Raw genomic sequence first — 22,497 nt, 5'->3', positions numbered from 1 at the left:
CGTCGAAGGGACCGCTTGGTGAGCCGCGCAACCGACACCGTCCTCAAGGGACTTGAGGAGATCCGCCCCTGGGTGGAGGACCTCTACAAGGACCTCCACACCCACCCCGAACTGGGGCGCCAGGAGCACCGCACCGCCGCCAAGGCCGCCGAGGCCCTGCGCACCGACGGATACGAGGTGACCGAGGGCATCGGCGGCACCGGCCTGATCGGCGTCCTGCGCCGCGGCGAGGGCCCCACGGTCATGCTCCGCGCCGACATGGACGCCCTGCCGGTCGCCGAGGCGACCGGACTGCCCTACGCCTCGACCGTCACCGTGCCGTCCGACGACGGCACGCCGGTCCCGGTGATGCACGCCTGCGGCCACGACGTGCACGTCGCCTCGATGCTGGGGTTCGCCCGCCTGATGGCGCGGGCGCGCGAGGCCTGGCACGGCACGCTCGTGGTGCTGTTCCAGCCGGACGAGGAGGGTGGGACCGGCGCCGACGCGATGGTCGCCGACGGCCTCGTGGACCGCTCGCCGCGGCCCGACGTCGTCCTCGCCCAGCACGTCCTGCCGTATCCTGCGGGCTATGTCGGCACCCGCGCCGGTTCCTTCCTCACGGCCGCCGACAGCACGAGGGTGACCCTGTACGGGCGCGGTGCGCACGGCTCCATGCCGCAGCACGCCATCGATCCCGTGGTGATGGCCGCCATGGCCGTCGTCCGTCTCCAGACCGTGGTCTCGCGCGAACTGGCCCCCGCGACGCCCGCCGTTGTCACCGTCGGCAGCATCACCGCGGGCACGGGGCCCAACATCATCCCCGACCGCGCCGAGCTGAAGATCAACGTCCGCACGTACGACGAGGAGACACGGGCCACCGTCCGCGCCGCCGTCGAACGCGTCGTACGGGCCGAGGCCGCCGCGTCCGGGGCCGAGCGCGAGCCCGAGTTCGAGGCGCTCGCCGCCTTCCCGCCGACCGTCAACGACGAGGCCCCGACCCGCACCGTCGCCGCCGCCTTCGACGAGCTCTTCGGCGACCAGGCGCACACCATCGAGCCGCAGACGGCCAGCGAGGACATGAGCCGCATCCCGGAGGCCTTCGGCGTCCCCTTCACCTACTGGGGCATCGGCGGCACCGACCCGGCCGTGTACGAGAAGGCGGCCGCGGCGGGGCGGCTCACCTCGGACGTCCCGGTGAACCACAGCCCGCACTTCGCGCCGGTCCCGCAGCCCACCCTCGACACGGGCGTCAGCGCCCTCACGGCGGCGGCGCTCGCCTGGCTCGCCGCGCCGGAGGACTGAACCGGATCACCGGGTCCCGTAGGGCAGCAGCGCCATCTCCCGCGCGTTCTTGACGGCGGCCGCCACCCGGCGCTGCTGTTGGACCGTGAGGCGGGTGACGCGGCGGCTGCGGATCTTGCCCCGGTCGGAGATGAACTGGCGCAGCAGGTCGGTGTCCTTGTAGTCGACGTAGGTGATGCCGGCCGCGTCGAGCGGGTTCGGGCGGGGCTTGGCGGGCTTGCGCGGGGTGCGCGAGGAGCGGGCCATGGTGGTTCCTTTGGTTCCTTTCGGTGCGGTTCAGCGCGCCGGGTCGAGGAGCGGGTCGAAGGCGGCGGGCAGCCGGCTCCAGCCGTCCGGACCCGCGGCGTACTCGTCGTCGGTGAGCAGGCAGGAGTCGAGCAGGGCGGTCAGGCCCTCGCGGTCGAGGGCGGGGGAGGTGAACACGAGGTGCTGGCAGCGGTCGCCGTGCTCCGGATGCCAGTCCACGGCCGCCGCCGCGCGCCGCTGCGGCGGCACCAGCTCCCAGGCCGCGTCCGGCAGCGCGTGCAGCCAGGGACCGCAGTCGTCGACCCCGAGGGCGCCGCCCGCCGCGTCCCACGACAGCAGGGTGTCGGGCCGGTCGGCGAGCCAGAAGCGGCCCCGGCTGCGGGCCGCCGCGCAGCACAGATCCTCCAGCGCGTCGAACAGCCGCTGCGGATGGAACGGCCGGTGCCGCTGCCACACGACGGTGCTGACGCCCGCCTCGTCCGCCTCCTGCGGGAGCCGGGCGCTCGCGGGGTGCTGGGCGGTGCGCGCCGCCTCGGCGTCGAACCCGGCGAGGACCAGCTCGGCGAGCTCGGCCGAGCGGGACGGGGCCTGGCGGGCCGTCGGGTGCAGCTGGGCGAGCAGCGCCCGGTCCTCGTCGTCCGCCTCGGGGCTCTCGACGACCGCGAGGACGGGAGCGTACTCGAGCTGACGCGCCCAGGTGTCGGCGACCGTGCGCTGATCGGTGGCGGCGGCCGCGAGCCCGGCCTCCGCGAGGTCGTCGCCGTTGCCGAGGAAGGGAAGCACGAGCGCCGGGTCGACGGCCGTGACCACGCCGGTCAGGCGCAGCCGCGGCTCGCCGTGGGCGACGACGACGTCCGCCATCGCCTGCGGTTCCACGGAGTCCCACAGCTCCACGACGGCGAGCCGGGTGCGCCCGTCGTCCGCGAGCCGCTCCAGCTCGGGCACGAGGTCCTCGCGCAGGGCGCAGCAGGCGCAGTCGTTGACCAACGGCGCCTCGCCCCGGCCCAGTTCACCGGATGCGTCGCGGACCGTGCGGGTCACGGTGCCCTTCGGTGCGGTGCTGAGGTCGTGGTGCAGGGCCACGCTGGACGGCACCGTGTCCAGCAGGCCCCGCACCACCTCCCGGCGGGCGTCGGCGTGCAGTCCGCCGACGATGACGACCGGGAGTCGGTCGGCGTCCCCCATCAGCGCCCCTCGCGTCGGCCGTAGCGGCGCTCGAAGCGCTCGACGCGTCCGGCGGTGTCCAGGACCCGCTGGGTGCCGGTGTAGAAGGGGTGGCTCGCCGAGGAGATCTCGACGTCGTACACGGGGTACGTGTTGCCGTCCTCCCACTCGACCGTGCGGTCACTGGTGAGCGTGGAGCGGGTGAGGAAGGCGTAGCCGGCGGCGCGGTCGCGGAAGACGACGGGCCGGTAGGCGGGGTGGATTCCGTTCTTCATGGCGGACTCCTTCGTGGTTCGTGCGGTCGTACGGGGTGGTGTCGTGCGGCGGGGTGTGCGCGGTCAGCGCTCCTCGCGGAACTCGACGTGCCGGCCGACCACGGGGTCGTACTTGCGCAGGACGAGCCGGTCGGGGTTGTTCCTGCGGTTCTTGCGGGTGACGTACGTGTGGCCCGTCCCCGCGGTGGAGCGGAGTTTGACGATCGGGCGGAGTTCGTTGCGTGCCATGCGGCTAGTATATGGAAATGGAATCCATTTTCAATAGGCTTCCACCTGCACGGACGACCGCTACCGACGAGCACGCACGACACAACCGACAAGCACGCACGACAGAAAGGGACCGCATGTCCGCCCACTGCCAGCTGACCGGGGCCGCACCGCGCTTCGGCAACCGGATCTCGCACTCCCATCGGCGCACCTCCCGCCGCTTCGACCCGAACATCCAGCGCAAGCGCTACTGGCTGCCCAGCGAGGGCCGCAGCGTGCGCCTCACCCTGAGCGCCAAGGGGGTCAAGACGATCGACGTGATCGGCATCGAGGCCGCCGTCGCACGCATCCGCGCCCGGGGGGAGAAGGTCTGATGGCCAAGAAGAGCAAGATCGCCAAGAACGAGAAGCGCAAGGCCGTCGTCGCCCGCCACGCCGCACGGCGCGCCGAACTGAAGGAGATCATCCGCCGCCCCGGCACCCCGGACGCCGACCGGGCCGCGGCCGTCGCCGAACTGCGACGCCAGCCGCGCGACGCCAGCGCCACCCGGGTCCGCAACCGCGACAGCGTGGACGGCAGGCCGCGCGGCCACGTCCGCAAGTTCGGCCTGTCCCGGGTCCGGCTGCGCGAGGAGGCGCACGCGGGGCACCTGCCGGGTGTCACCAAGTCCTCCTGGTGAGGTAGCTCCGAGGCGTCCGGTCGGGCCCCGCGCCCGGCCGGATGCCTCGCATGGGGGAACCCGCGGCGCGCGCGGCAGGCGCGACGCGCCGGTACGGCGGACCATGGGACGAGCCGTAGTGCGTCGAGTCGAGGGGAGTGCCCAGTGGGTGGCGGGCGCGAGCACCAGGACCCCGACGACGAGCCCGAGGGTCGCCGGGAGCCCGAGCCGTACGACGTCGAGGTGCGCCAGGTCGACGTGCTCAACCGACTGGCGGGTCCCGCGTCCGGCGGCTCCGGCTCCGACCGGCCGCCGCCCCCGCGCCGCACGAGCCACCGCGACACCGACCTCCTCGTCACCGGGCACGCGCTGGCCCGCGTCGCCTCATTGGGGGAGGCGCTCACCCTGATCTCCCGGATGGCCGACACCGACTTCCCGCTGCGCGGACAGGCCGTGTTCCGCGCGGACCGGGAGGTGCTGCACTGCGTCGGCCAGTTCGGCCTCAGCGACGGTGAGGCCGACGCGTTCCGGCTGCCGCTGCGCACCGCCCACCCCGCCGCGCAGGTGGCCCGCACCGGGCGGCCCGTCGTGCTGACCTCGCCGCAGGATTACCGCGACCGGTTCCCCTCCGCCAGCGGCTACGCCCACCGCGAGCGCTACGAGTCCTGGGCGTTCCTGCCGCTCACCACGTACGGCCAGCTCACCGGCGTGTGGATGGCGGCCTTCGGGGCGCAGGTCGAGACGACCGGCGGCATGGGCTCCTTCCTGCTGACCCTCGCCCGGCTGCTCGGCCAGTGCATCGAGCAGACCTACGACGGCCAGGCCGACCTCTCCCTCTCACAGGGCCTGCGCAGCAGCATGGGCCGCGTCGGCCCCGGACCCGAAGGGCTCACCGTCACCGCCCGGTACGTCCCCACCGGCGGCGGCCTCATGGTCGGCGGCGACTGGTTCGACAGCATCACCCTGCCCAACGGGCGCCTCGGCCTCGTCATCGGCGACGTCCAGGGGCACGACGTGCACGCCGCCGCGCTCATGTCCCAGCTGCGCACCGCCATCCACGCCTACGCCGCCGAAGGGCACGGACCCGACGCCGTCCTCGTGCGCGCCTCCCACTTCCTGGCCTCCCTCGCCGAAGGCCGCTTCGCCACCTGCATCTACCTGGAGGCCGACCCGCACACCGGCGTCCTGCGCATCGCCCGCGCGGGACACCCGCACCCGGTGCTGCGGCTGCCCGACGGCACCTGCCTGCTCAAGCACGTGCGCGGCGGACTGCCGCTCGGGCTCGACCTCGGCGAGGACAACTACCCGGTCAGCGAGCTCACGCTGCGGGAGAACGAGATCCTCATGCTGTGCACCGACGGCCTGATCGAGTCCGGTGGGCACGACATGTACTCCGGCTGGCTGCGCGTACGCGGCGCGCTCACGCCCGGCGGGCCCGACGACATCACGGGCATGGCCGACCGGCTCCTCAACGCCGTCGTCGCCCCGCAGTCCACCCAGCCCGGCGACCGGCCCGTCACCTCCTTCACCGAGGACGACATCGCCCTGCTGCTCCTGCGCCGCGACCCCCGGGTCGACCACGAGGACCGGCCGGGCCGCAATCTGCGCTTCACCCTCGAACAGGACCAGGCGCAGGGCATCGCCGACGCCCGCATCGAGTTCGAGGGGCTGTTGCACGACTGGGCGCGCCCCGAACAGGTCGACACCGCCCAGCTGCTCGTCTCCGAACTCCTCGGCAACGTACTGGTCCATACCGAGCAGGCCGCCGAGCTGCGCGCCGACATCAGCGGTACCGAGGGCCACCGCCGGCTGCGCGTGGAGGTCTCGGACCGCAGCGACGAGGTGCCCGCCCGGCGAGCCCCCGGCGAACTCTCCTCATCGGGGCGCGGGCTCGTCCTCCTCGACCTCCTTGCCCACCGCTGGAACCTGCGCCCGGAGCCGGAGGGCAAGACGGTCTGGTTCGAACTGGACGAGGACGGTCCGGAAGAGCCCTGAGCCGGGGCTTCCGCGACACCCAACTGCGTTGTCACACCCTGCGGTTACTGTGGCGCCGTGACCGAGAAGAGTATGGAAAGACCCGACCGATTCCGTGCCCTGGCCGCCGAGAGCGGACTGCCGTCCGAGGCGGTGGAGGAGTGGATACGCGGCGTGCTGCCCGCGGCGTATCTGTCCGAGGGCGGCGACGGACCGCTCGTCGCCCGGATGGGAGGCGACCCGCTGCTGCCGACCGACGCGCCCACGCCGTCCGACCCGTTCGTCGCCGACGTCGACCTGGCGGCCCTGCCGCCCGGTGCCACCAACCTGCCGCTCCCCGCCGACGGGCGCCTGCTCTTCTTCGCGAGCCCCGACGTCAGCGGAGCCCAAGGCGTGCAGCCGGACACGGTCCTCTACGTGCCCGCCGGCACGCCGACGGTCGTGCGGCCGCTCGACGACGCGTGGCGCAAGCCGTACCAGCCGCGCGAACTGCGTACGTTCTGGCAGGCTCCGGCGGTGCGGGAACCGGAGAGCTTCGCGCTGGAGACCTGGGGCGAAGAGGCCGACGAGGAGGAGTTCGAGCTGGCCGAGCAGCTCGACGACGCCTGGGGCGCCGCGGGCGAGAACCGGCCCGTGTGGGTCCTCCAGCTCGGCGGCCACCCGGTCTATCCGCAGAACGACCCCGTGCACCACGCCCGCTACAGCGACGAGAGCGTCGACGACTGGACCCTCCTCGCCACCTGGCGCTGCGGCGACGACGTCACCGAACTCGACTCGGGAATCGCCCACTGGGTGATCAGGCGCCGTGACCTGGACGAGCGCCGCTTCGACCGGGTGCACCGGTACGTGGAGATGGCCTGAGGGACGGATCGAGGGGCAACTCACGCACGGTGACGGGATCTTGACAGCACCACGGATGGGTGGTGGTTTAGACCACGCACCCTCGCCCCGAAGGCGAGGGCCCGCTTCCGTGGAGGTGCAGTTCTCGCATGTCCGAACGCCATTCGTCCCGTGTTCCCCGCCCGCTGCTCGCCGGCGCCGCGCTCCTGCTGACCCTCGGCACGTTCTCCGGACCGGCCCAGGCGCTCGGCGGGGCGCCCGCCCCGGCCGGTTCCGGCGCCTCGGCGAAGGTGCCCGTCGTCACGCCGACGCCGCAGCACATCAGATCCACCGGCGCCGACCTCCGCGTGCCCGACCGCGCGCGTGTCGTTCTCGGTGAGGGTGTCGACACGCCGACCGTCGACGTGGTGAAGCGGGCGCTGGCGGCGGCCGGCGCCGGATCCGTCGAGACGGTGAAGGCGGCGGATGCCGCCAAGTCGCCCGCCGGGCCCGGGGTGTTGACCGTGGTGGTCGGCTCCATCAAGGACGCCGCCGTGGCCGACGCCCTCAAGGGTGCGGGCGGCACCGTGCCCGACACCCTCAACCCGGAGGGCTACTCGCTCGCCTCCCGCGCGGCCGACGGTCATGACATCGTTGTCCTCGCGGGCAACGACGGGGACGGCACCTACTACGCGGCCCAGACGCTGCGTCAGCTGGTGACCGGGGCGCATCGCCTCGCGGCCGTCTCGGTCACCGACTACCCGAGCATGCCGCTGCGCGGCAGCATCGAGGGCTTCTACGGCGCCCCGTGGTCGCACGCCGACCGCGTCGACCAACTCGCCTTCTACGGCGACGTCAAGGCGAACACGTACATCTACACGCCCAAGGACGACACGTACCTGCGCGAGAAGTGGCGCACCCCGTACCCCGACGACAAGCTCGCCGACCTGCGGGACCTGATCGAGCAGGCGAAGGCCCACCACGTCGACTTCACGTACGCGATCTCGCCCGGGCTCTCCGTCTGTTACAGCGACCCCGCGGACGTCAAGGCGCTGAAGGACAAGCTGAATTCGCTGTACGAGCAGGGCGCCCGCAGCTTCTACGTGGCCCTGGACGACATCAGCTACACCAAGTGGAACTGCGACGCCGACCAGGCCGCGTACGGAGCGCCGGGCCGGGCCGCCGCCGGGCAGGCGCAGGCCGACCTGCTGAACGCGGTGCAGCACGAGTTCATCGACACCCACGAGGGCGCCGAGCCGCTCCAGTTCGTGCCCACCGAGTACTCCGACACCGCCGACTCCGCGTACAAGAAGGTGCTGCGCGAGCAGCTCGACCCGAAGGTCGTCGTCCAGTGGACCGGCACCGACGTCGTGCCGCCCGCCATCAGCGTCGCCGACGCCAAGGCCGCATCCGAGGTCTGGGGCCGCAAGGTGTTCCTGTGGGACAACTACCCGGTCAACGACTACGGGCAGACCACGGGCCGGCTCCTGATGGCTCCGTACGACAAGCGGGAGGCCGGGCTGCACAAGGAGTTGAGCGGCATCGTGCTCAACCCCATGAACCAGGCCGCGCCCAGCAAGGTCGCCCTCTTCGGCGGCGCCTCCTTCGCCTGGAACGACGAGGGCTACGACGCCGACCGCACCTGGCGCGCCGCCGCCGACTACCTGGCCGGCGGCGACCGTGCCACCGCGCGGGCCCTCCTCGCCTTCTTCGACACCCAGCACCTCGCCCCGACCTTCGGCGACACCAACTGGCAGCCGCAGGCCCCCGAACTCGCCGCGCGCCTCGACGACTTCCGCGCGGCGTGGGAGGGCGGCAGCGCGGCGGAGCGGAAGGCGGCCCTGCGCGCGCTCTCGGCGTACGCCGGAGTGCTCGCGGACGCGCCGGAGCGGATCAGGGCAGGGATGGGCGACAAGGCCTTCCTCGCGCAGACGAAGCCGTGGCTCGACGCCCTCGATCTGTGGGGCGCGTCCCTGAACGCCACCCTCGACGGGCTGCGCGCCCGGGTCGATTCGGGCGGCGGCGACGCGGACTTCGTCAAGGCTGCCGACCTGGCGAAGCAGGCCTCCGCGATCACCACGATCCCCGGCACCACCCGGCCGCAGGGGCCGATCAAGGTTGCCGACGGCGTCCTCGACACCTTCATCGCCGAGGCACCCAAGATGTGAAGGCCCTCCACAACCAGCCGACGCCCGCCCCGGGAACGCGACCGGGGCGGGCGTCGCCGTTTCCGGTCCAGGCGAACTCCCGGGCAGGAGCGGCTAGTTCCGGCCATTTAGCGGAGGCTGGGGAATGGGCCGTTCAGGCGCGCGGACCGCGCTGACAAGGGGTGCGCCGTCGGCGACATTGGCTGATCGTGCAGGCAACTTCAAACCTTGACCACAAATTCCACACATCCCTCTCTATGGGCGGGCTCAATGGTCTAGATTGACCGTGCTTCACATGGCGGGACACGACGCGACAAATGATGATCCATGGGGCCGGGCGCGGGGAGCGCCCGGGGGAGCGAGGAGCTCCAGGCGACGTCGCGGCACGGGTCCCGGTCCGAGCGGATCGGCCGCCACCGACTAGGCGGACCGCTCGAACAGCGCTGAATCAGCCGGAATGCATGCGCGGGAGGCGGGGGCCTCCCGAGGGGGAGGAGCAGCGCGGCGCGGAAGACGGGGGGTCTTCCGAGGAGGGGAAACAGCGCGGGAGGCGGGGGCCTCCCGAGGGGGGAGTAACCGTGTTGGGCGAGCACGTCGAACCCGCTGGCGACCCGGACGGGGCTGTTCAGCAGGGGGAATTGATCAGCCCGTTCCCGCCGGTCCGAGAGCGGCGGGTGAACGGGACACTGCAAAGGCCCGCGAGCGACTGGGAACAGCGCTACCGGCGCACCGTGATCATCAGTGACACGCTGGCGACCGCCCTCGTGGTGGCGGCCATCGGCGGCTTCTTCGGGGTCAGGGACGCGGCGAACTGGCACGAGAAGTGGAAGATCCTCGCCTTCGGCACCGAACTGCTGGTGCTGGGGACGCTCGCGGTCAGCCGCTCCTGGGCGCCGGCCGTGCTCGGCCAGGGCGCCGAGGAGTTCCGCAGGCTCGGCCGCTCGCTGTTCACCGCGACCGTGGTGCTTGCGCTCGGTGGGATAGCCCTCACCTCGCGCAACATCAAACTGTGGATATTCGTGGCGATCCCCGCGATCGCGCTCGTCACGATGACCGCCCGCTATCTGCTGCGGCTGTGGCTGCACAGACAGCGCAAGGAAGGACGCTGCCTGCGCCCGGTGCTCGCCGCCGGAAGCCCGGACACCGTGCGCGACCTGATCACCAGGACCCGCAAGTTCCCGCACATCGGCTGGCAGGTGGAGGCCGTCTGCACCCCCGACGGACACGGCGTCGACGGCGACCGCCTGGACGGCGTGCCCGTGGTCGGCCCGCTGAGCGATGTCGCGAGCCACGTCTCGCGCGACGGCTACCGGGTCGTGGCGGTCACCCCCGACCCGCACTGGACACCGGACCGGTTGCAGCGGCTGGCCTGGAACCTGGAGGGCAGCGACGCCGAAATGGTCGTGGCGCCCGTCCTGATGGAGGTGGCGGGACCGCGGCTGCACGTCGACGCGGTCCTGGGGATACCGCTGCTGCGCGTCAGCATGCCGGCGTTCACCGGGGGCCGCAGGGCCATCAAGGAGGTCGTCGACCGGCTGGGCGCGGCCCTGCTGATCCTGCTGTTCGCGCCGGTGATGGTGCTCGTCGGCCTGGCCGTCCTCGTCGACAGCCGCGGCGGCGTGTTCTACCGCCAGCGCCGGGTCGGCAAGGAGGGCCGAGAGTTCACCATCCTCAAGTTCCGCACGATGGTGGCCGGGGCACACGGCAAGCGGGCCGACCTCGCCGACCGGAACGAGGGGGCGGGGCTGCTCTTCAAGCTCCGGCGGGACCCGCGGGTGACCAGGGTGGGGCACGTACTGCGCCGCTACTCGCTCGACGAACTCCCGCAACTGTTCAACGTATTGACGGGGTCGATGTCGCTCGTCGGCCCGCGGCCTCCGCTGCCGGAGGAGTCCGCGGCGTACGGCCCCGACATCCGGCGGCGGCTGCTGGTCAAGCCCGGGCTCACCGGCCTGTGGCAGATCAGCGGACGCAGTGACCTGCCGTGGGAGGAGGCGGTCCGCCTCGACCTGCGGTATGTCGAGGACTGGTCGCTCGCCCTCGACACGGTGATCTTGTGGAAGACCCTGCGCGCCGTGCTCCACGGGCAGGGGGCCTACTGAAGCGCGGGGGAGCGCCGTTCGATCGGCGCGGCAAGGACGGCAGGCCACAAGGGCCTGCTCTGGGGGGAGGAACGGTCATGAGGATCAGCGTCTTGGGCCTCGGCTACGTGGGCTGCGTGTCGGCCGCGTGCCTGGCGGGCCAGGGCCACGAGGTCATCGGCGTCGACGTCAACCAGGCCAAGGTCGACCTGGTCAACGACGGCAAGGCGCCCGTGGTCGAGGAGCGGATCGGCGAGCTCACCGCCGAGGTCGTGCGCACCGGCGCGCTGCGGGCCACGAGAGACGTCCGCGCGGCGGTCATGGACAGCGATGTGTCGCTGGTCTGCGTCGGCACGCCGTCGGAGCCCAACGGCAGCCTGTGCACGACCTACTTGGAGCGGGTCACCGAACAGATCGGTGCCGCGCTGGCCGAGCGCAAGGGGGACGGCCGCCGGCACACGGTGGTGTTCCGCAGCACCATGCTGCCGGGCACCTGCCTGAACCTGCTCGTGCCGATCCTGGAGAAGAGCGTCGGTGGCACCGCCGGCGTCGACTTCGGCGTCGCGGTCAACCCGGAGTTCCTGCGCGAGGGCACCAGCGTGCGGGACTTCTTCGACCCGCCCAAGACCGTCATCGGCCAGCTCGACCAGGACAGCGGCGACGTCGTCGCCCAGCTGTACGAGGGGCTGCCCGGCGAGGTGTTCCGGGTCGCGGTCCCGGTCGCCGAGGCCATCAAGTACGCGGACAACTCCTTCCACGGACTCAAGATCGGCTTCGCGAACGAGCTGGGCGCCGTCTGCCAGGCGCTCGGCGTCGACTCGCACCAGGTGATGGACGTGTTCCTCGCCGACCGCAAGCTCAACATCAGCCCCGCCTATCTGCGGCCCGGCTTCGCCTTCGGCGGCTCCTGCCTGCCCAAGGACCTGCGCGGGCTCGTGCACGCGGCGCAGCGGGCCGACGTCTCCGTGCCGATCCTGTCGCACGTCCTGGCCTCCAACTCGGCGCACCTCCAGCGCGCCGTGGAGCTCGTCGAGCGCGCGGGCAAGCGCAAGGTCGGCCTCTTCGGCCTGTCCTTCAAGCCCGGCACCGACGACCTGCGCGAGAGCCCCCTCGTCGAACTCGCCGAGCGGCTCTACGGCAAGGGCTACGACCTGAAGATCTACGACGCCAACGTGAGCCTGTCCCGGCTCATGGGCGCCAACCGCGAGTACATCGAGAACCGGCTGCCGCACCTCGCGCAGCTGCTCGCGGACTCCGTCGACGACGTGCTCGCACACGCCGAGGTCTGCCTCGTCGGCACCAGAGACCCCGCCGTCCTGTCGGCGCTCCCGCTCAGCGGTGGCCCGGCGGTCGTCGACCTCATCCGCCTTCCCGACGCCGAGGCGCGCCGGACCGAACCGGGGTACATGGGCCTTGCTTGGTAACACGAACGACGACGCGACGACCCGCGGCGACAGGCCGGAGCGGCGCGCCCTGATCCTGGTGGAGAACCTGTCGGTGCCCTTCGACCGCCGGGTGTGGCAGGAGTGCACGACACTGCGCGACGCCGGCTGGACGGTGCACGTCATCTGCCCGCAGGGCACGAAACGGGACACCGAGGCGGAAGCGGTCGTCGACGGGGTGCGGATCCACCGCTACCCGCTCACGGCCGCCACCGGCGGACCCGCCGGCTACCTGCGGGAGTACGGCACGGCGCTGTGGCACACCTACCGGCTCGCCCGCAAGGTGGGACCGGTGCACGTCGTGCACGCCTGCAACCCGCCGGACCTGCTGTTCCTGCCCGCACTGCGGCTCAAGCGGCTCGGCGCCCGGTTCGTGTTCGACCAGCACGACCTGGTGCCCGAGCTGTACCTGTCCCGCTTCGACCGCGGCGAGGACCTCCTGTACCGCGGCGTGCGCGCGCTGGAACGGATGACGTACCGGGCGGCGGACATCGTGCTCGCCACGAACGAGAGCTACCGGGACGTCGCGGTGCGCCGCGGCGGCAAGCACCCGGACGACGTGTTCGTGGTGCGCAGCGCCCCGCAGATCGAGCGGTTCCAACCGGTGCCCGCCGAGCCGGAGTTGAAGCGCGGCAAGCCCCATCTGCTGTGCTACCTCGGCGTGATGGGCCCCCAGGACGGCGTCGACTACGCGCTGCGAGCCCTCGCCAGGCTCCGCGACGACCTCGGCAGGAGCGACTGGCACGCGGTGTTCGTCGGCTCGGGCGACGCCTTCGACGCGATGGTCGAACTCTCCGAGCGGCTCGGCCTTTCCGACCAGGTGGAGTTCACCGGGCGCATCCCGGACGCCGACCTCGTGCGCTACCTGTCGACCGCCGACGTCTGCCTCTCGCCCGACCCGCGCAACCCGCTCAACGACGTGTCGACCATGAACAAGGTGCTCGAGTACATGGCGATGGGCCGGCCCCTCGTCTCGTTCGATCTCAGAGAGGCCCGCGTCTCCGCAGGCGAGGCGGCCGTCTACGCGCGTGCGAACGACGAGGGCGAATTCGCCTCGCTCGTCGCCGAACTGCTGGACGACCCCGAGCGCCGGGCGCGGATGGGCAAGCTCGGCCAGGAGCGGATCGGCGGTCCGCTCTCCTGGCGGAACTCGCAGGCCTCGCTGCTCGCCGCGTATGCCGCCGCCTGCGACCGCGCCCGTGCCTCGGCGCGCGGCCCCTTCACGGCGAGGAGGAGGCGGCGGCGTTGAGCGAGGACACGATCCGTCTGGTCACCATCGGCCGGATTCTGCGCAGGAGGTGGCGGCTGCTCGCCGTCCTCACCCTGGTCGGCGCGCTCGTCGGCTACGGCGTGTCCGTGGTGTTCCCGCCGCGGTACACGGCGTCGGCCTCTGTGCTGCTGCCAGGACAGTGGGAGGAGCGCGAGCTGCTCACCCAGGTGGACATCGCCACCAGTTCGTCGGTGGTCGACCGCGCGGCCGCCAAGCTCGACTGGTCGGGCGTCACCGGCACCGACCTGCGCGACCAGGTGACCGCCAAGGCCGCTGACGGAAACATCATCACGATCGCGGGAAGCGCCGAGACACCCCGGCGCGCCCAGCAGCTCACCGACCGCGTCGCCCAGCAGTTCGTCGCCTTCGCCGCCCGCATCCAGGGCGGCGCGAGCGACGCCGACGCCGCGGCCGGACCCGAGGCGCTGCGCAAGCAGGTGCTCGAGACCAACCGCCGGATCACCGAACTGGCCGGCGCCGCCGATCCCGGACGGACCGTGGAGAGCGTGCAGGCCCGCACCGCCCTGGAGAAGCTGCGCACCTCGCTCGAGGAGGCCATGAAGAAGCTGGAGGAGGCCGATCCGGCGTCGGACAAGGCGGGCATGGTCGTCATGGGCCCCGCCGCCGAGCCGACCGGACAGGCACCGCCCACCCGTACGCAACTCATCGTCGCGGGCGCCCTGTTGTTCCTCCTCGTCGCCATCGTCGGACACCTGACCGCCGCCCGCATGAACCGCAGGCTGCGCACCGGGCAGGAGATCGCCGTCGCGCTCGGCTCCACGCTCCTCGGCGCCGTCGACGTGCCCGGCGAACAGCGCGCGACACGCGGCCGGAGCGGTGGCGCGCGCGCCACGCTGCGCCGGCTCCTCGGCACCGACACCCGCTGGGACGTCCCGGCCCCGCAGCGCTCCGGCGACGAGGCCGGACGGCGCACCCGCTTCCGGCGCGTCTGCGCCCGCATCCGCGCCCAGCTCCCCGCACCCCGACGGCTCCTGGTCGTCGTCCCGGACGGCGACGAACTCGCCCTGCGGGCAGCGGGCCAACTCGTCGCCGAGGCCAAGGGCGACCCGGTGCTGCGCGTCGTCGTGGTCCCCGTCGACCGGCCGATCGTGCCCGACCGCGGCACCGAGTCCGGCGCCGTCGTCGTCCTCAGCGCCGGCAGCTGGACCGCCGAGGAGCTCACCGGTATCGCCGACGCCTGCGCGGACGGCCGGCACGAGGTCGTCGGCATCGTCGTCGCCGGCCCGGTCAGGGCCCGCCAGGGCCGCACGCCCGAGGAACCGCCCGACCACGCCACCCCGGCCCTCGCGGTGCGCGGCCACGCGACGGGAGGTTCGGCGTGACGACGAACCGGACGTCGGAGTCCTCCGCGGGGACCCCGCTCATCGACCTGCACGCGCTCGTCGTGGCGGTGCGCAGGCGCCGCCGCCTGTGGTGCGCCCTGGCCGCCATCGGCTTCGTGCTCGGCGCCGCCGTCGCGGTCCTGATGCCGCCGCCTCCGAGCGCCGTGACCAAGGTGCTGGTCGCCCACGCCGAGGACCAGCCCAACGACACCGGCACCCTGATCCGCACCGACATCGAGGTGCTCGGCACCACACGGATCGCCAAGGACGCCCTGAACACCCTCAAGTCCTCGGAGAGCGCCGAGGACTTCATGAAGGACTACCGGGGCAGCGGCCTGACCAACAACGTGCTCCAGATCGACGTCGCGGCCGACACCGACGCACAGGCCGTCGACCGCGCCAAGGCGCTCGCCGACGCGTTCATCGCCGACCACGTGCGGCGCATGGAAGCCGCCGCCAAGGCGGAGTCCCAGGCCCTGCTCGACCAGCGCGACCGCATGCGCGAAGAACTCGCCCGCGTCAACAAGCAGATCGGCAACCGGGCACCGGACAGCGACCCGCAGGCATCGGCCGGCATCGAGACCCTGTTCTCCCGCCGCGCCGAACTCAACTCGCGGATCGCCGACTTCGACCAGCGCGCCGCCGAGGCCCGCACCGGCACACCCAAGGTCGTCGCCGGTACGCAGATCGTCGACGCGCCGCGCGCCGTGCACCACTCGCTGCCCAAGGCCGCCGCCACCAACGCCGCGATCGGGCTCGCCCTCGGCCTCGTGCTCGGGCTCGCCCTGTCCGCGGTCGGCGCCGTCGTCGCGGACCGGCCCGTGCTGCGCCGCGACATCTCCGCCAACCTGGGCGCCTCCGTCATCGCGGAACTGCCCCGGCGCTCCGGAAGGCCCTGGCGCCGCAAGGGGGCCAGGACGACCCGCGAACGCCTCACCGCGACCCTCGCCCGCACCGTGCGCGGCTCCGCGGAACCCTTGTCCCTGCTCGAACTCGGCTGCCCGCGCGCCACCGGGACCCTCGCCCTCGACCTCGCGGGCGCGCTGGCCGCCGAGGGCCCGGTCACCGTCGTCGACGGACTCCCCGGCGCCCCGCTCATCGACCTCCGCCCCCAGCAGGGCGGCCCGAAGGTCGTCGGCTCCGAGCACGTCGCCGCGCTGTCGCCGCAGGACCGCCGCATCGGCGTCGGCTCCGTGGCACCCGGCACGGCGTGGACCGACCTCCAGCACCTCGGCACCCAGACCGTGCTCGTGGTGCGGGCCGGGCACGGCAGCGCCGCCTGGCTGCACACCGTGGCCCGCCAGCTCGCCGAGCAGCGCATCCCGGTGGTCGGCATCGTGCTGATCGACCCCGACCCGGGCGACAGGACCGACGGGACGCTCTGGGACGGGCTGCACACCGCGCTGCGCGGCCGTGGCGAGCGGACGGCGCGGCAGAACGGGACGGGCACCCGGCGCACCGAGCGCAAGCCCGCGTGGGCCTCACGGGGCGCGGACAACGACCAGGAGGCTCGCTAGCACATGTGTGGCATCGCAGGCACCTACCGGTGGCCGGACGGCAAGGCCGTGACCGACCGGCTCACCGACACGCTCGCCCACCGCGGGCCCGACGGCTCGGGACGCTACGGGCACCCCGCAGGCGACGGCGAAGTGCAGTTCGGGCACCGCAGGCTGTCCATCATCGACCTGTCCGAGACCGGCGCCCAGCCGATGGTCTCGGACGGCCTCGCCCTCACCTACAACGGCGAGCTGTACAACGCGCCGCAGCTGCGCGCCGAGCTCGAAGGGCACGGCGTGCGATTCCGCGGCACCTCCGACACCGAGGTGCTCCTGGAGGCGTGGCGGCGCTGGGGCACGGACTGCCTGCCCCGGCTGCGCGGCATGTTCGCGTTCGGGATCTTCGACGAGCGCACCGGGGAACTGGTGCTCGCCCGCGACCAGTTGGGCATCAAGCCGCTGTTCCTGCTGCGCCGCGACGGCGGCCTCGTGTTCGCCTCCGAGCTGAAGGCGCTCGCCGCCGTCACCTCACTGCGCCCCGACCCCGCCGCCCTGGTGGCGTCGCTGCTGTACTACTGGGTGCCCGACTCGCGGTGCGCGTACGGCGAGGCGGAGAAGCTGCCGCCGGGCAGCTGGCTGCGGTTCCGGCCCGACGGGCGGACGGACAGCGGCCGGTACTGGAACCTCAAGGACGTCGCCGCCGAGGGCCGCGAGCGCGCCCGCGCCGGTGAACTCCCTGACCTCGCCGCGATTGTCGAGGAGTCGACCAAGCGACATCTGCTGTCCGACGTGCCGGTGGCGACGTTCCTCTCCGGCGGCCTCGACTCCAGCTATCTCACCGCACTCGCCGCCCGCCACCAGCCCGGCATCTCCGCCTACACGATCGGGTTCCGTGCCGAGGACGCCAAGTTCGAGGCCATGCCGGACGATCTGCGCTACGCACGGCAGGTCGCCCTGCGCTTCGGCGTCGACCTGCACGAGATCGAGATCGCGCCGAACGTCCTCGACCTGCTGCCGCAGATGACGTACAGCCTCGACGAGCCGATCGGCGACCCCGCCGCCATCAACACCTTCCTGATCTGCACCGCCGCCCGCGAGGCCGGCGTCAAGGTGATGCTGTCCGGCATGGGCGCCGACGAGCTGTTCGCCGGCTACCGCAAGCACCTCGCCAACCTGATCGCGCTGCGCTACCAGCGGGTGCCGCGCCCGCTGCGCCGCGGGATCTCGGCGGCCGTCGACCGGCTGCCCGTCGCCACGTCGCGGCGCGGCCTTCGCTCGGTGCGGTTCGCCAAGCGGTTCCTGTCCTTCGCCGACCTGCCGGAGGAGACCGCGTTCCGGCGCAGCTACACCATGTACGACCGGTCCGAACTGCTCGGCCTGCTCGACCCGGACCTCGCGGGCACGGTCGACGACGTGTTGACCGAGCACGCCGACGTCTACGAGGACAACGACCTCGACGACTTCGTTAACCGGATGTGCCTGGGCGACGCCCGGATGTTCCTGCCGGGCCTCAACCTCGCCTACACCGACCGCTCCAGCATGGCCGCCTCCACCGAGGTCCGGGTCCCGTACGTGGACGTCGAGGTCGTCAAGGCCGCGTTCGCGATCCCCGGCGACCGGAAGATCGTCGGAAGACAGGGCAAGGCGGTGCTCAAGGAGGCCGCCACCTCGATCCTGCCCCGCGAGATCGTCTACCGGCCCAAGGGCCTGTTCAGCGCCCCGCTGCGGGCCTGGATGAGCCGCGACCTGGCCCCGCTGGTGCGCGAGGTCATCAACGACGGCGAGCTCGTAAGGGCCGGGTTCCTGCGCCGCGACGCGCTGCGCAGGCTCGCCGCGGCGGACGCCGCCGGGCAGAGCGACTACTCCAAGCACCTGTGGCACGTACTGACCCTCGAGTACTGGTATCGCGACGCGACCTCGGGGTCCGGCCGCCAGAGCACTCGGTTGACGGCTTAGGAATCTCAGAGGAGTTCGAGTGAAGCAAGTTGTGCAGAACTACAAGAGCGGCGAGCTCGCGGTGCTCGACGTGCCCGTGCCCGGGTGCAAGCCCGGCGGCGTGCTGGTGCGCACCGCCTATTCGCTGATCTCCACCGGCACCGAGATGATGAAGGTCTCCGAGGCCGGCATGTCGATGATCGGCAAGGCCCGCTCGCGCCCCGACCAGGTCGCCAAGGTCATGCAGAGCGTCGCCACCAACGGCGTGCCCGCGACCTACCGCAAGGTCATGGGCAAGCTCGACTCCTACACGCCGCTCGGCTACTCGCTGTGCGGCACCGTCGAGCAGGTCGGCGCGGGCGTCGACGACGTGAAGGTCGGCGACCTCGTGGCCTGCGCGGGCAACGAGCACGCGCTGCACGCCGAGCTCAACTGGGTGCCGAAGAACCTCTACGCCCGACTGCCCGAAGGGCTCGAGCCCCGGCACGCCGCCTTCGGCACCGTCGGCTCCATCGCCCTCCAGGGCGTGCGCCAGGGCGAACCGCAGCTCGGCGAGACGGCGCTGGTGATCGGCCTCGGCCTGATCGGCCAGCTCGTGGTGCAGCTGCTCGCCGCGTCCGGCGTGCGCGTCGTCGGCGTCGACCCCGACCCGGCGCGCTGCGAACTCGCCGAGCGGCAGGGCGCCGCCGCCTGCGGCGACCCGGAGTCCGCCGCCGTGCCCACCGCCGTCGCCGAACTCACCGACGGACACGGCGTCGACCAGGTGTATCTCGCGGCCGGCGGCTCAAGCAACGGGCCCGTCGAGCTGGCCGCCAAGCTGTGCCGCGACCGCGGCCGCGTCGTCGACATCGGCAAGTGCCGCCTCGACCTGCCCTGGAATGCGTACTACGAGAAGGAACTCGACGTCCGCTTCTCCCGCTCCTACGGGCCAGGACGCTACGACCCGGAGTACGAGCTGGAGGGCCGCGACTACCCGATCGGCTACGTGCGCTGGACCGAGCGCCGCAACCTCGCCTGCTTCCTCGACCTGATGGCCCGCGGCAGCGTCGACGTGGAACCGCTGATCACGCACGTCGCCGACTTCGACGACGCCGTCGAGACGTACCAGCGGCTCAAGGACGGCGAACTCAAGGCCGTCACCGCGCTGTTCCGCTACCCGGAGCAGACGCCGGGGACCGAGGCCCCTGCCGTGGCCGTGCCCGCCGTACCCGCCCGGCCTTCGAAGTCGGGCACGGCACGCGCCGCCAGGACGCCCGTGCGCCTCGCCTTCATCGGTGCGGGCAACTACGCGTCGTCGATGCTGCTGCCGCACCTCGCACAGCGCGAGGGCGTCGAGCTGTCCACCGTCGTCACCACCACCGCGCTGTCCGCGGCCAACGCCCAGCGCAAGTTCGGCTTCGGCGCCGCCACCACCGACCTCGACGCCGTCCTCGGCGACCCGTCCGTCGACGCCGTCTTCGTCGTCACCCGGCACAGCTCGCACGCCGCCCTCACCCGGCAGGCGCTGCTCGCCGGCAAGACCGTCTTCGTGGAGAAGCCGCTCGCGCTGACCGAGGACGAACTGGCCGACGTGCTCGCCGCCGTGGAGGAGTCGGGCAACGACCGCCTCCAGGTCGGCTTCAACCGCCGGTTCTCGCCGCTGCTGGTCGAGGCCAAGCAGCGCTTCGGCACCCGAACCGGCCCGGCCCACCTGCGCTACCTCGTCAACGCGGGGCGCCTCGACCACGGCAGCTGGTACCTCCAGCAGGGCACCGAGGGCTCCCGGTTCGCGGGCGAGGGCGGCCACTTCATCGACACCGCGAGCTGGCTCCTCGACGCCGACCCGGTCTCCGTGCACGCGACCGCCACGGCAGGCAACGAGGACCTCCAGGTCGTGCTCCGCTACGGCGACGGCTCCACCGCCACCATCGCGTACGTCACCTCGGGCCCGGCCGCCTTCCCGAAGGAGACGCTCGACCTCGTCGCCGACGGCAGGGCGCTGCGCCTCGACGACTTCGTGCGCGCCTCGGTGTACGGCCGCAAGCGCTGGGTCAGCTCCCGGCTCCCCAAGGCCCGCGACAAGGGGCAGAACGCCGAACTGGCCTCGTTCGTCAGGGCCGTGCGCACCGGGGGGCCCATGCCGGTCCCGCTGTCCTCGCTCGTCGCCACCACCGCGGCCACCCTCGCCGTGCAGACAGGTCTGGCGTCCGGCGCCCCCGTGACCCTGGCGGGGCCGCGATGACCATGAGCGCGGGCTGGTACCTGCGGCGCCTCTCCCGGATGGGGCCGCAGGAGGTCGTGGGCCGGGCGGGCGACACGGTGCGCAGGCGCCGCTGGCGCACCGCGCACCCCAGCGTCCCCAGTGTGTCCGGGGCCCGGTTCACGTCCGTGCTGCCCGCGGGGGCGCTCGACGCCGTGCCCCCGGACGCCGAGAAGCGCCTCGTCGCCGAGGCCGACCGGCTGATGCACGGGCACGCCGAGTTCTTCGGCGTGGTCCGCGACGACCTCGTCGACCCCGACTGGTGGTACGACCCGAAGACCGGGCGCAGGGCGCCGTTCGGCTACGCGTTCGGCGTGCCGTACCGCGACGAGGAGACGGTCGGCGACATCAAGCAGATCTGGGAGCCCTCCCGGCACCAGTACCTGACGCGGATCGCCGCCGCCTACGCGCTCACCGGCGACGAGCGGTACGCCGAGCGCGTCGCCGAGCACCTGCGCTCGTGGTGGGCGGCGAACCCGCCGCTGCGCGGCGTGCACTGGATCAGCGGCATCGAGCTGGGCATCAGGCTGCTGTCCTGGGTGTGGATCAGGCGGCTGCTCGACGGCTGGCGCGGCGTCCACGACCTGTTCGAGGACAACCCGGTGGCCGTCCAGCAGATCTGGCACCACCAGCGCTGGCTCGCCGGGTTCCCGAGCCGCGGCTCCTCCGCGAACAACCATGTGATCGCCGAGGCCGCCGGACAGTTCGCGGCGTCCTGCGCCTTTCCCTGGTTCCCGACGTCGGAGCAGTGGCGCGACAGCGCCCTGAAGTCCCTCGACCGGCACCTGCGCGGCAACACCTTCCACTCCGGCCTCAACCGCGAGCTGGCGAGCGAGTACCACGGCCTCGTCCTGGAGCTGGGCCTCGCCGCGCTCGCCGAGGCGGACGCCGCGCACGTGCCGGTCCCCGCGACCGTACGGATCGTGCTGCTGCGGATGACGGACGCGCTGGCCGCCGTCGTGGACGCCCGCCTGCGGCCACCGCGCCAGGGCGACGCGGACGACGGGCACGGCCTGGTCCTCGACGGGGCGGGCACCGACCGCTGGGGCTCGCTCCTGGCGACCGGCGACGCCGTGTTCGGCCGACTCGACTGGTGGCCCGACGTCACCGGCACCGATGTGCGCACGCCGCTGCTGGCCTCGCTCATCGACGCCGGCGCGCCGAACGTCCGCCGCCCGGCGGGCCGCCCGCACCGCCTCGCGGACGCCGGCCTGACCCTCCTGCGCGCCCGGACGGCGACGGGGGAGATCTGGTGCCGCTGCGACGGAGGACCGCACGGCTTCCTGTCGATCGCCGCGCACGCCCACGCCGACGCGCTGTCCGTCGAGGTCCGCCACGACGGCGTCGACGTGCTCGCGGACCCGGGGACGTACTGCTACCACGGGCAGCCCGAATGGCGGCGCTACTTCCGGTCGACCATCGGCCACAACACCCTGGAGCTCGACGGAGCCGACCAGTCCGTATCCGGCGGACCGTTTCTGTGGCTCCAGCACGCCCGCAGCCGCGTCCTGGAGTCGGGCCCGGCCCGCTGGACCGCCGAGCACGACGGCTACCGGCCCAGCACGCACCGCCGCAGCGTCGAACTCGACGCGGACACCGGCGAGTTGACGATCACCGACGAGGTGCGCGGGCAGACCCGCGACGCACGCCTCGCCTTCCACATCGGACCGGAGGTCACCGCCGAACTGACCGGCCACCGCGCCCTGCTGACCTGGAGCAGGGACGGCGAGGACCGCTCCGCCGAACTCGCCCTGCCCGACGCGCTGTCGTGGACGGCGCACCGCGGCGAGAGCGAGCCACCGCTCGGCTGGTACTCCGCCGGATTCGGCCGCAAGGAACCCGCCACCACGCTCATCGGCACAGGAACCACCGACGGCGCGACGCGGTACACCACCCAGCTCAGGTTCCGGGGCTAGG

At 72.7% G+C, this 22,497-nt stretch carries 18 protein-coding genes; 14 read left to right on the top strand and 4 right to left on the bottom strand.

What is annotated here, in order from left to right; translation table 11 throughout:
* Window positions 1-18: 18 nt before the first annotated feature.
* Window positions 19-1,284 carry an amidohydrolase gene (locus tag ACTWJ8_RS01525; protein ID WP_443262476.1) on the top strand — a complete coding sequence of 422 codons (1,266 nt, stop codon included), beginning with the start codon at window positions 19-21 and terminating at the stop codon, window positions 1,282-1,284.
* Window positions 1,285-1,290: 6 nt separating this feature from the next.
* Here ACTWJ8_RS01525 and rpsR read toward each other — a convergent pair whose 3' ends face one another.
* The 4 genes from rpsR to rpmG form a co-directional block, all read right to left on the bottom strand.
* Entirely contained in the window at window positions 1,291-1,530 is a 240-nt protein-coding gene (gene rpsR, locus ACTWJ8_RS01520; RefSeq protein WP_356381987.1) for a 30S ribosomal protein S18, read from the bottom strand.
* Between the two features lie 30 nt (window positions 1,531-1,560).
* A complete protein-coding gene (locus ACTWJ8_RS01515) occupies window positions 1,561-2,715 on the bottom strand; it encodes a CobW family GTP-binding protein (RefSeq protein WP_356381990.1) in 1,155 nt (384 codons plus the stop codon).
* Window positions 2,715-2,969 carry a type B 50S ribosomal protein L31 gene (locus ACTWJ8_RS01510; protein ID WP_356381993.1) on the bottom strand — a complete coding sequence of 85 codons (255 nt, stop codon included), beginning with the start codon at window positions 2,967-2,969 and terminating at the stop codon, window positions 2,715-2,717. Before ACTWJ8_RS01510 ends, ACTWJ8_RS01515 begins: the two co-directional genes overlap by 1 nt.
* Window positions 2,970-3,032: 63 nt before the next feature.
* The gene (gene rpmG / locus ACTWJ8_RS01505; RefSeq protein WP_356381996.1) at window positions 3,033-3,197 is read right to left on the bottom strand and encodes a 50S ribosomal protein L33; all 165 of its coding nucleotides are present in this window, start codon (window positions 3,195-3,197) and stop codon (window positions 3,033-3,035) included.
* 116 nt (window positions 3,198-3,313) lie between these two features.
* Between rpmG and rpmB the strand changes: the two genes are divergently transcribed.
* The 13 genes from rpmB to ACTWJ8_RS01440 all read left to right on the top strand — a co-directional run bounded on the left by rpmB (window position 3,314) and on the right by ACTWJ8_RS01440 (window position 22,496).
* On the top strand, window positions 3,314-3,550 hold the full coding sequence (rpmB, locus tag ACTWJ8_RS01500) for a 50S ribosomal protein L28 (protein WP_356381999.1): 237 nt from the start codon (window positions 3,314-3,316) through the stop codon (window positions 3,548-3,550).
* A complete protein-coding gene (rpsN, locus tag ACTWJ8_RS01495; protein WP_356382002.1) occupies window positions 3,550-3,855 on the top strand; it encodes a 30S ribosomal protein S14 in 306 nt (101 codons plus the stop codon). Before rpmB ends, rpsN begins: the two co-directional genes overlap by 1 nt.
* A gap of 144 nt (window positions 3,856-3,999) precedes the next feature.
* Window positions 4,000-5,829: a SpoIIE family protein phosphatase gene (locus tag ACTWJ8_RS01490; RefSeq protein WP_356382005.1), complete on the top strand. Its 1,830-nt coding sequence runs from the start codon at window positions 4,000-4,002 to the stop codon at window positions 5,827-5,829.
* 57 nt (window positions 5,830-5,886) lie between these two features.
* Window positions 5,887-6,669 carry a DUF1963 domain-containing protein gene (locus tag ACTWJ8_RS01485; protein ID WP_356382007.1) on the top strand — a complete coding sequence of 261 codons (783 nt, stop codon included), beginning with the start codon at window positions 5,887-5,889 and terminating at the stop codon, window positions 6,667-6,669.
* A 128-nt stretch (window positions 6,670-6,797) separates the two neighbouring features.
* Window positions 6,798-8,795 (top strand): beta-N-acetylhexosaminidase family protein, encoded by a 1,998-nt coding sequence (locus ACTWJ8_RS01480; RefSeq protein WP_443262475.1) that lies wholly within the window; start codon window positions 6,798-6,800, stop codon window positions 8,793-8,795.
* A 440-nt stretch (window positions 8,796-9,235) separates the two neighbouring features.
* Window positions 9,236-10,876: a sugar transferase gene (locus tag ACTWJ8_RS01475; protein WP_443262474.1), complete on the top strand. Its 1,641-nt coding sequence runs from the start codon at window positions 9,236-9,238 to the stop codon at window positions 10,874-10,876.
* Window positions 10,877-10,953: 77 nt separating this feature from the next.
* On the top strand, window positions 10,954-12,279 hold the full coding sequence (locus tag ACTWJ8_RS01470; RefSeq protein ID WP_356382012.1) for a nucleotide sugar dehydrogenase: 1,326 nt from the start codon (window positions 10,954-10,956) through the stop codon (window positions 12,277-12,279).
* Window positions 12,269-13,546, top strand: coding sequence for a glycosyltransferase family 4 protein (locus ACTWJ8_RS01465; RefSeq protein WP_443262472.1), 1,278 nt, complete (start codon window positions 12,269-12,271; stop codon window positions 13,544-13,546). Before ACTWJ8_RS01470 ends, ACTWJ8_RS01465 begins: the two co-directional genes overlap by 11 nt.
* The gene (locus tag ACTWJ8_RS01460) at window positions 13,543-14,910 is read left to right on the top strand and encodes a Wzz/FepE/Etk N-terminal domain-containing protein (RefSeq protein WP_443262471.1); all 1,368 of its coding nucleotides are present in this window, start codon (window positions 13,543-13,545) and stop codon (window positions 14,908-14,910) included. The genes ACTWJ8_RS01465 and ACTWJ8_RS01460 overlap by 4 nt, the downstream gene beginning before the upstream one ends.
* A complete protein-coding gene (locus tag ACTWJ8_RS01455; protein WP_443262470.1) occupies window positions 14,907-16,427 on the top strand; it encodes a Wzz/FepE/Etk N-terminal domain-containing protein in 1,521 nt (506 codons plus the stop codon). Before ACTWJ8_RS01460 ends, ACTWJ8_RS01455 begins: the two co-directional genes overlap by 4 nt.
* A 3-nt stretch (window positions 16,428-16,430) precedes the next feature.
* Window positions 16,431-18,362: an asparagine synthase (glutamine-hydrolyzing) gene (gene asnB / locus ACTWJ8_RS01450; protein ID WP_443262469.1), complete on the top strand. Its 1,932-nt coding sequence runs from the start codon at window positions 16,431-16,433 to the stop codon at window positions 18,360-18,362.
* A gap of 19 nt (window positions 18,363-18,381) precedes the next feature.
* Entirely contained in the window at window positions 18,382-20,562 is a 2,181-nt protein-coding gene (locus ACTWJ8_RS01445) for a bi-domain-containing oxidoreductase (protein ID WP_443262468.1), read from the top strand.
* Window positions 20,559-22,496 carry an alginate lyase family protein gene (locus tag ACTWJ8_RS01440; protein WP_443262467.1) on the top strand — a complete coding sequence of 646 codons (1,938 nt, stop codon included), beginning with the start codon at window positions 20,559-20,561 and terminating at the stop codon, window positions 22,494-22,496. The genes ACTWJ8_RS01445 and ACTWJ8_RS01440 overlap by 4 nt, the downstream gene beginning before the upstream one ends.
* Window position 22,497: the final 1 nt, after the last annotated feature.

The organism is Streptomyces sp. SDT5-1 (assembly GCF_052245995.1).
Classification (GTDB): domain Bacteria; phylum Actinomycetota; class Actinomycetes; order Streptomycetales; family Streptomycetaceae; genus Streptomyces.
This window is presented reverse-complemented; position numbering and strand designations above follow the sequence as displayed.

Bases quoted from the DNA above. Each gene is read 5' to 3' on its own strand.
- ACTWJ8_RS01440 (WP_443262467.1), top strand. From the start codon at position 20,559: ATGACCATGAGCGCGGGCTGGTACCTGCGGCGCCTCTCCCGGATGGGG.
- ACTWJ8_RS01470 (WP_356382012.1), top strand. From the start codon at position 10,954: ATGAGGATCAGCGTCTTGGGCCTCGGCTACGTGGGCTGCGTGTCGGCC.
- rpsR (WP_356381987.1), bottom strand. From the start codon at position 1,530: ATGGCCCGCTCCTCGCGCACCCCGCGCAAGCCCGCCAAGCCCCGCCCG.
- rpmG (WP_356381996.1), bottom strand. From the start codon at position 3,197: ATGGCACGCAACGAACTCCGCCCGATCGTCAAACTCCGCTCCACCGCG.
- ACTWJ8_RS01480 (WP_443262475.1), top strand. From the start codon at position 6,798: ATGTCCGAACGCCATTCGTCCCGTGTTCCCCGCCCGCTGCTCGCCGGC.
- ACTWJ8_RS01515 (WP_356381990.1), bottom strand. From the start codon at position 2,715: ATGGGGGACGCCGACCGACTCCCGGTCGTCATCGTCGGCGGACTGCAC.
- asnB (WP_443262469.1), top strand. From the start codon at position 16,431: ATGTGTGGCATCGCAGGCACCTACCGGTGGCCGGACGGCAAGGCCGTG.
- rpmB (WP_356381999.1), top strand. From the start codon at position 3,314: ATGTCCGCCCACTGCCAGCTGACCGGGGCCGCACCGCGCTTCGGCAAC.
- ACTWJ8_RS01475 (WP_443262474.1), top strand. From the start codon at position 9,236: ATGCGCGGGAGGCGGGGGCCTCCCGAGGGGGAGGAGCAGCGCGGCGCG.
- ACTWJ8_RS01510 (WP_356381993.1), bottom strand. From the start codon at position 2,969: ATGAAGAACGGAATCCACCCCGCCTACCGGCCCGTCGTCTTCCGCGAC.
- rpsN (WP_356382002.1), top strand. From the start codon at position 3,550: ATGGCCAAGAAGAGCAAGATCGCCAAGAACGAGAAGCGCAAGGCCGTC.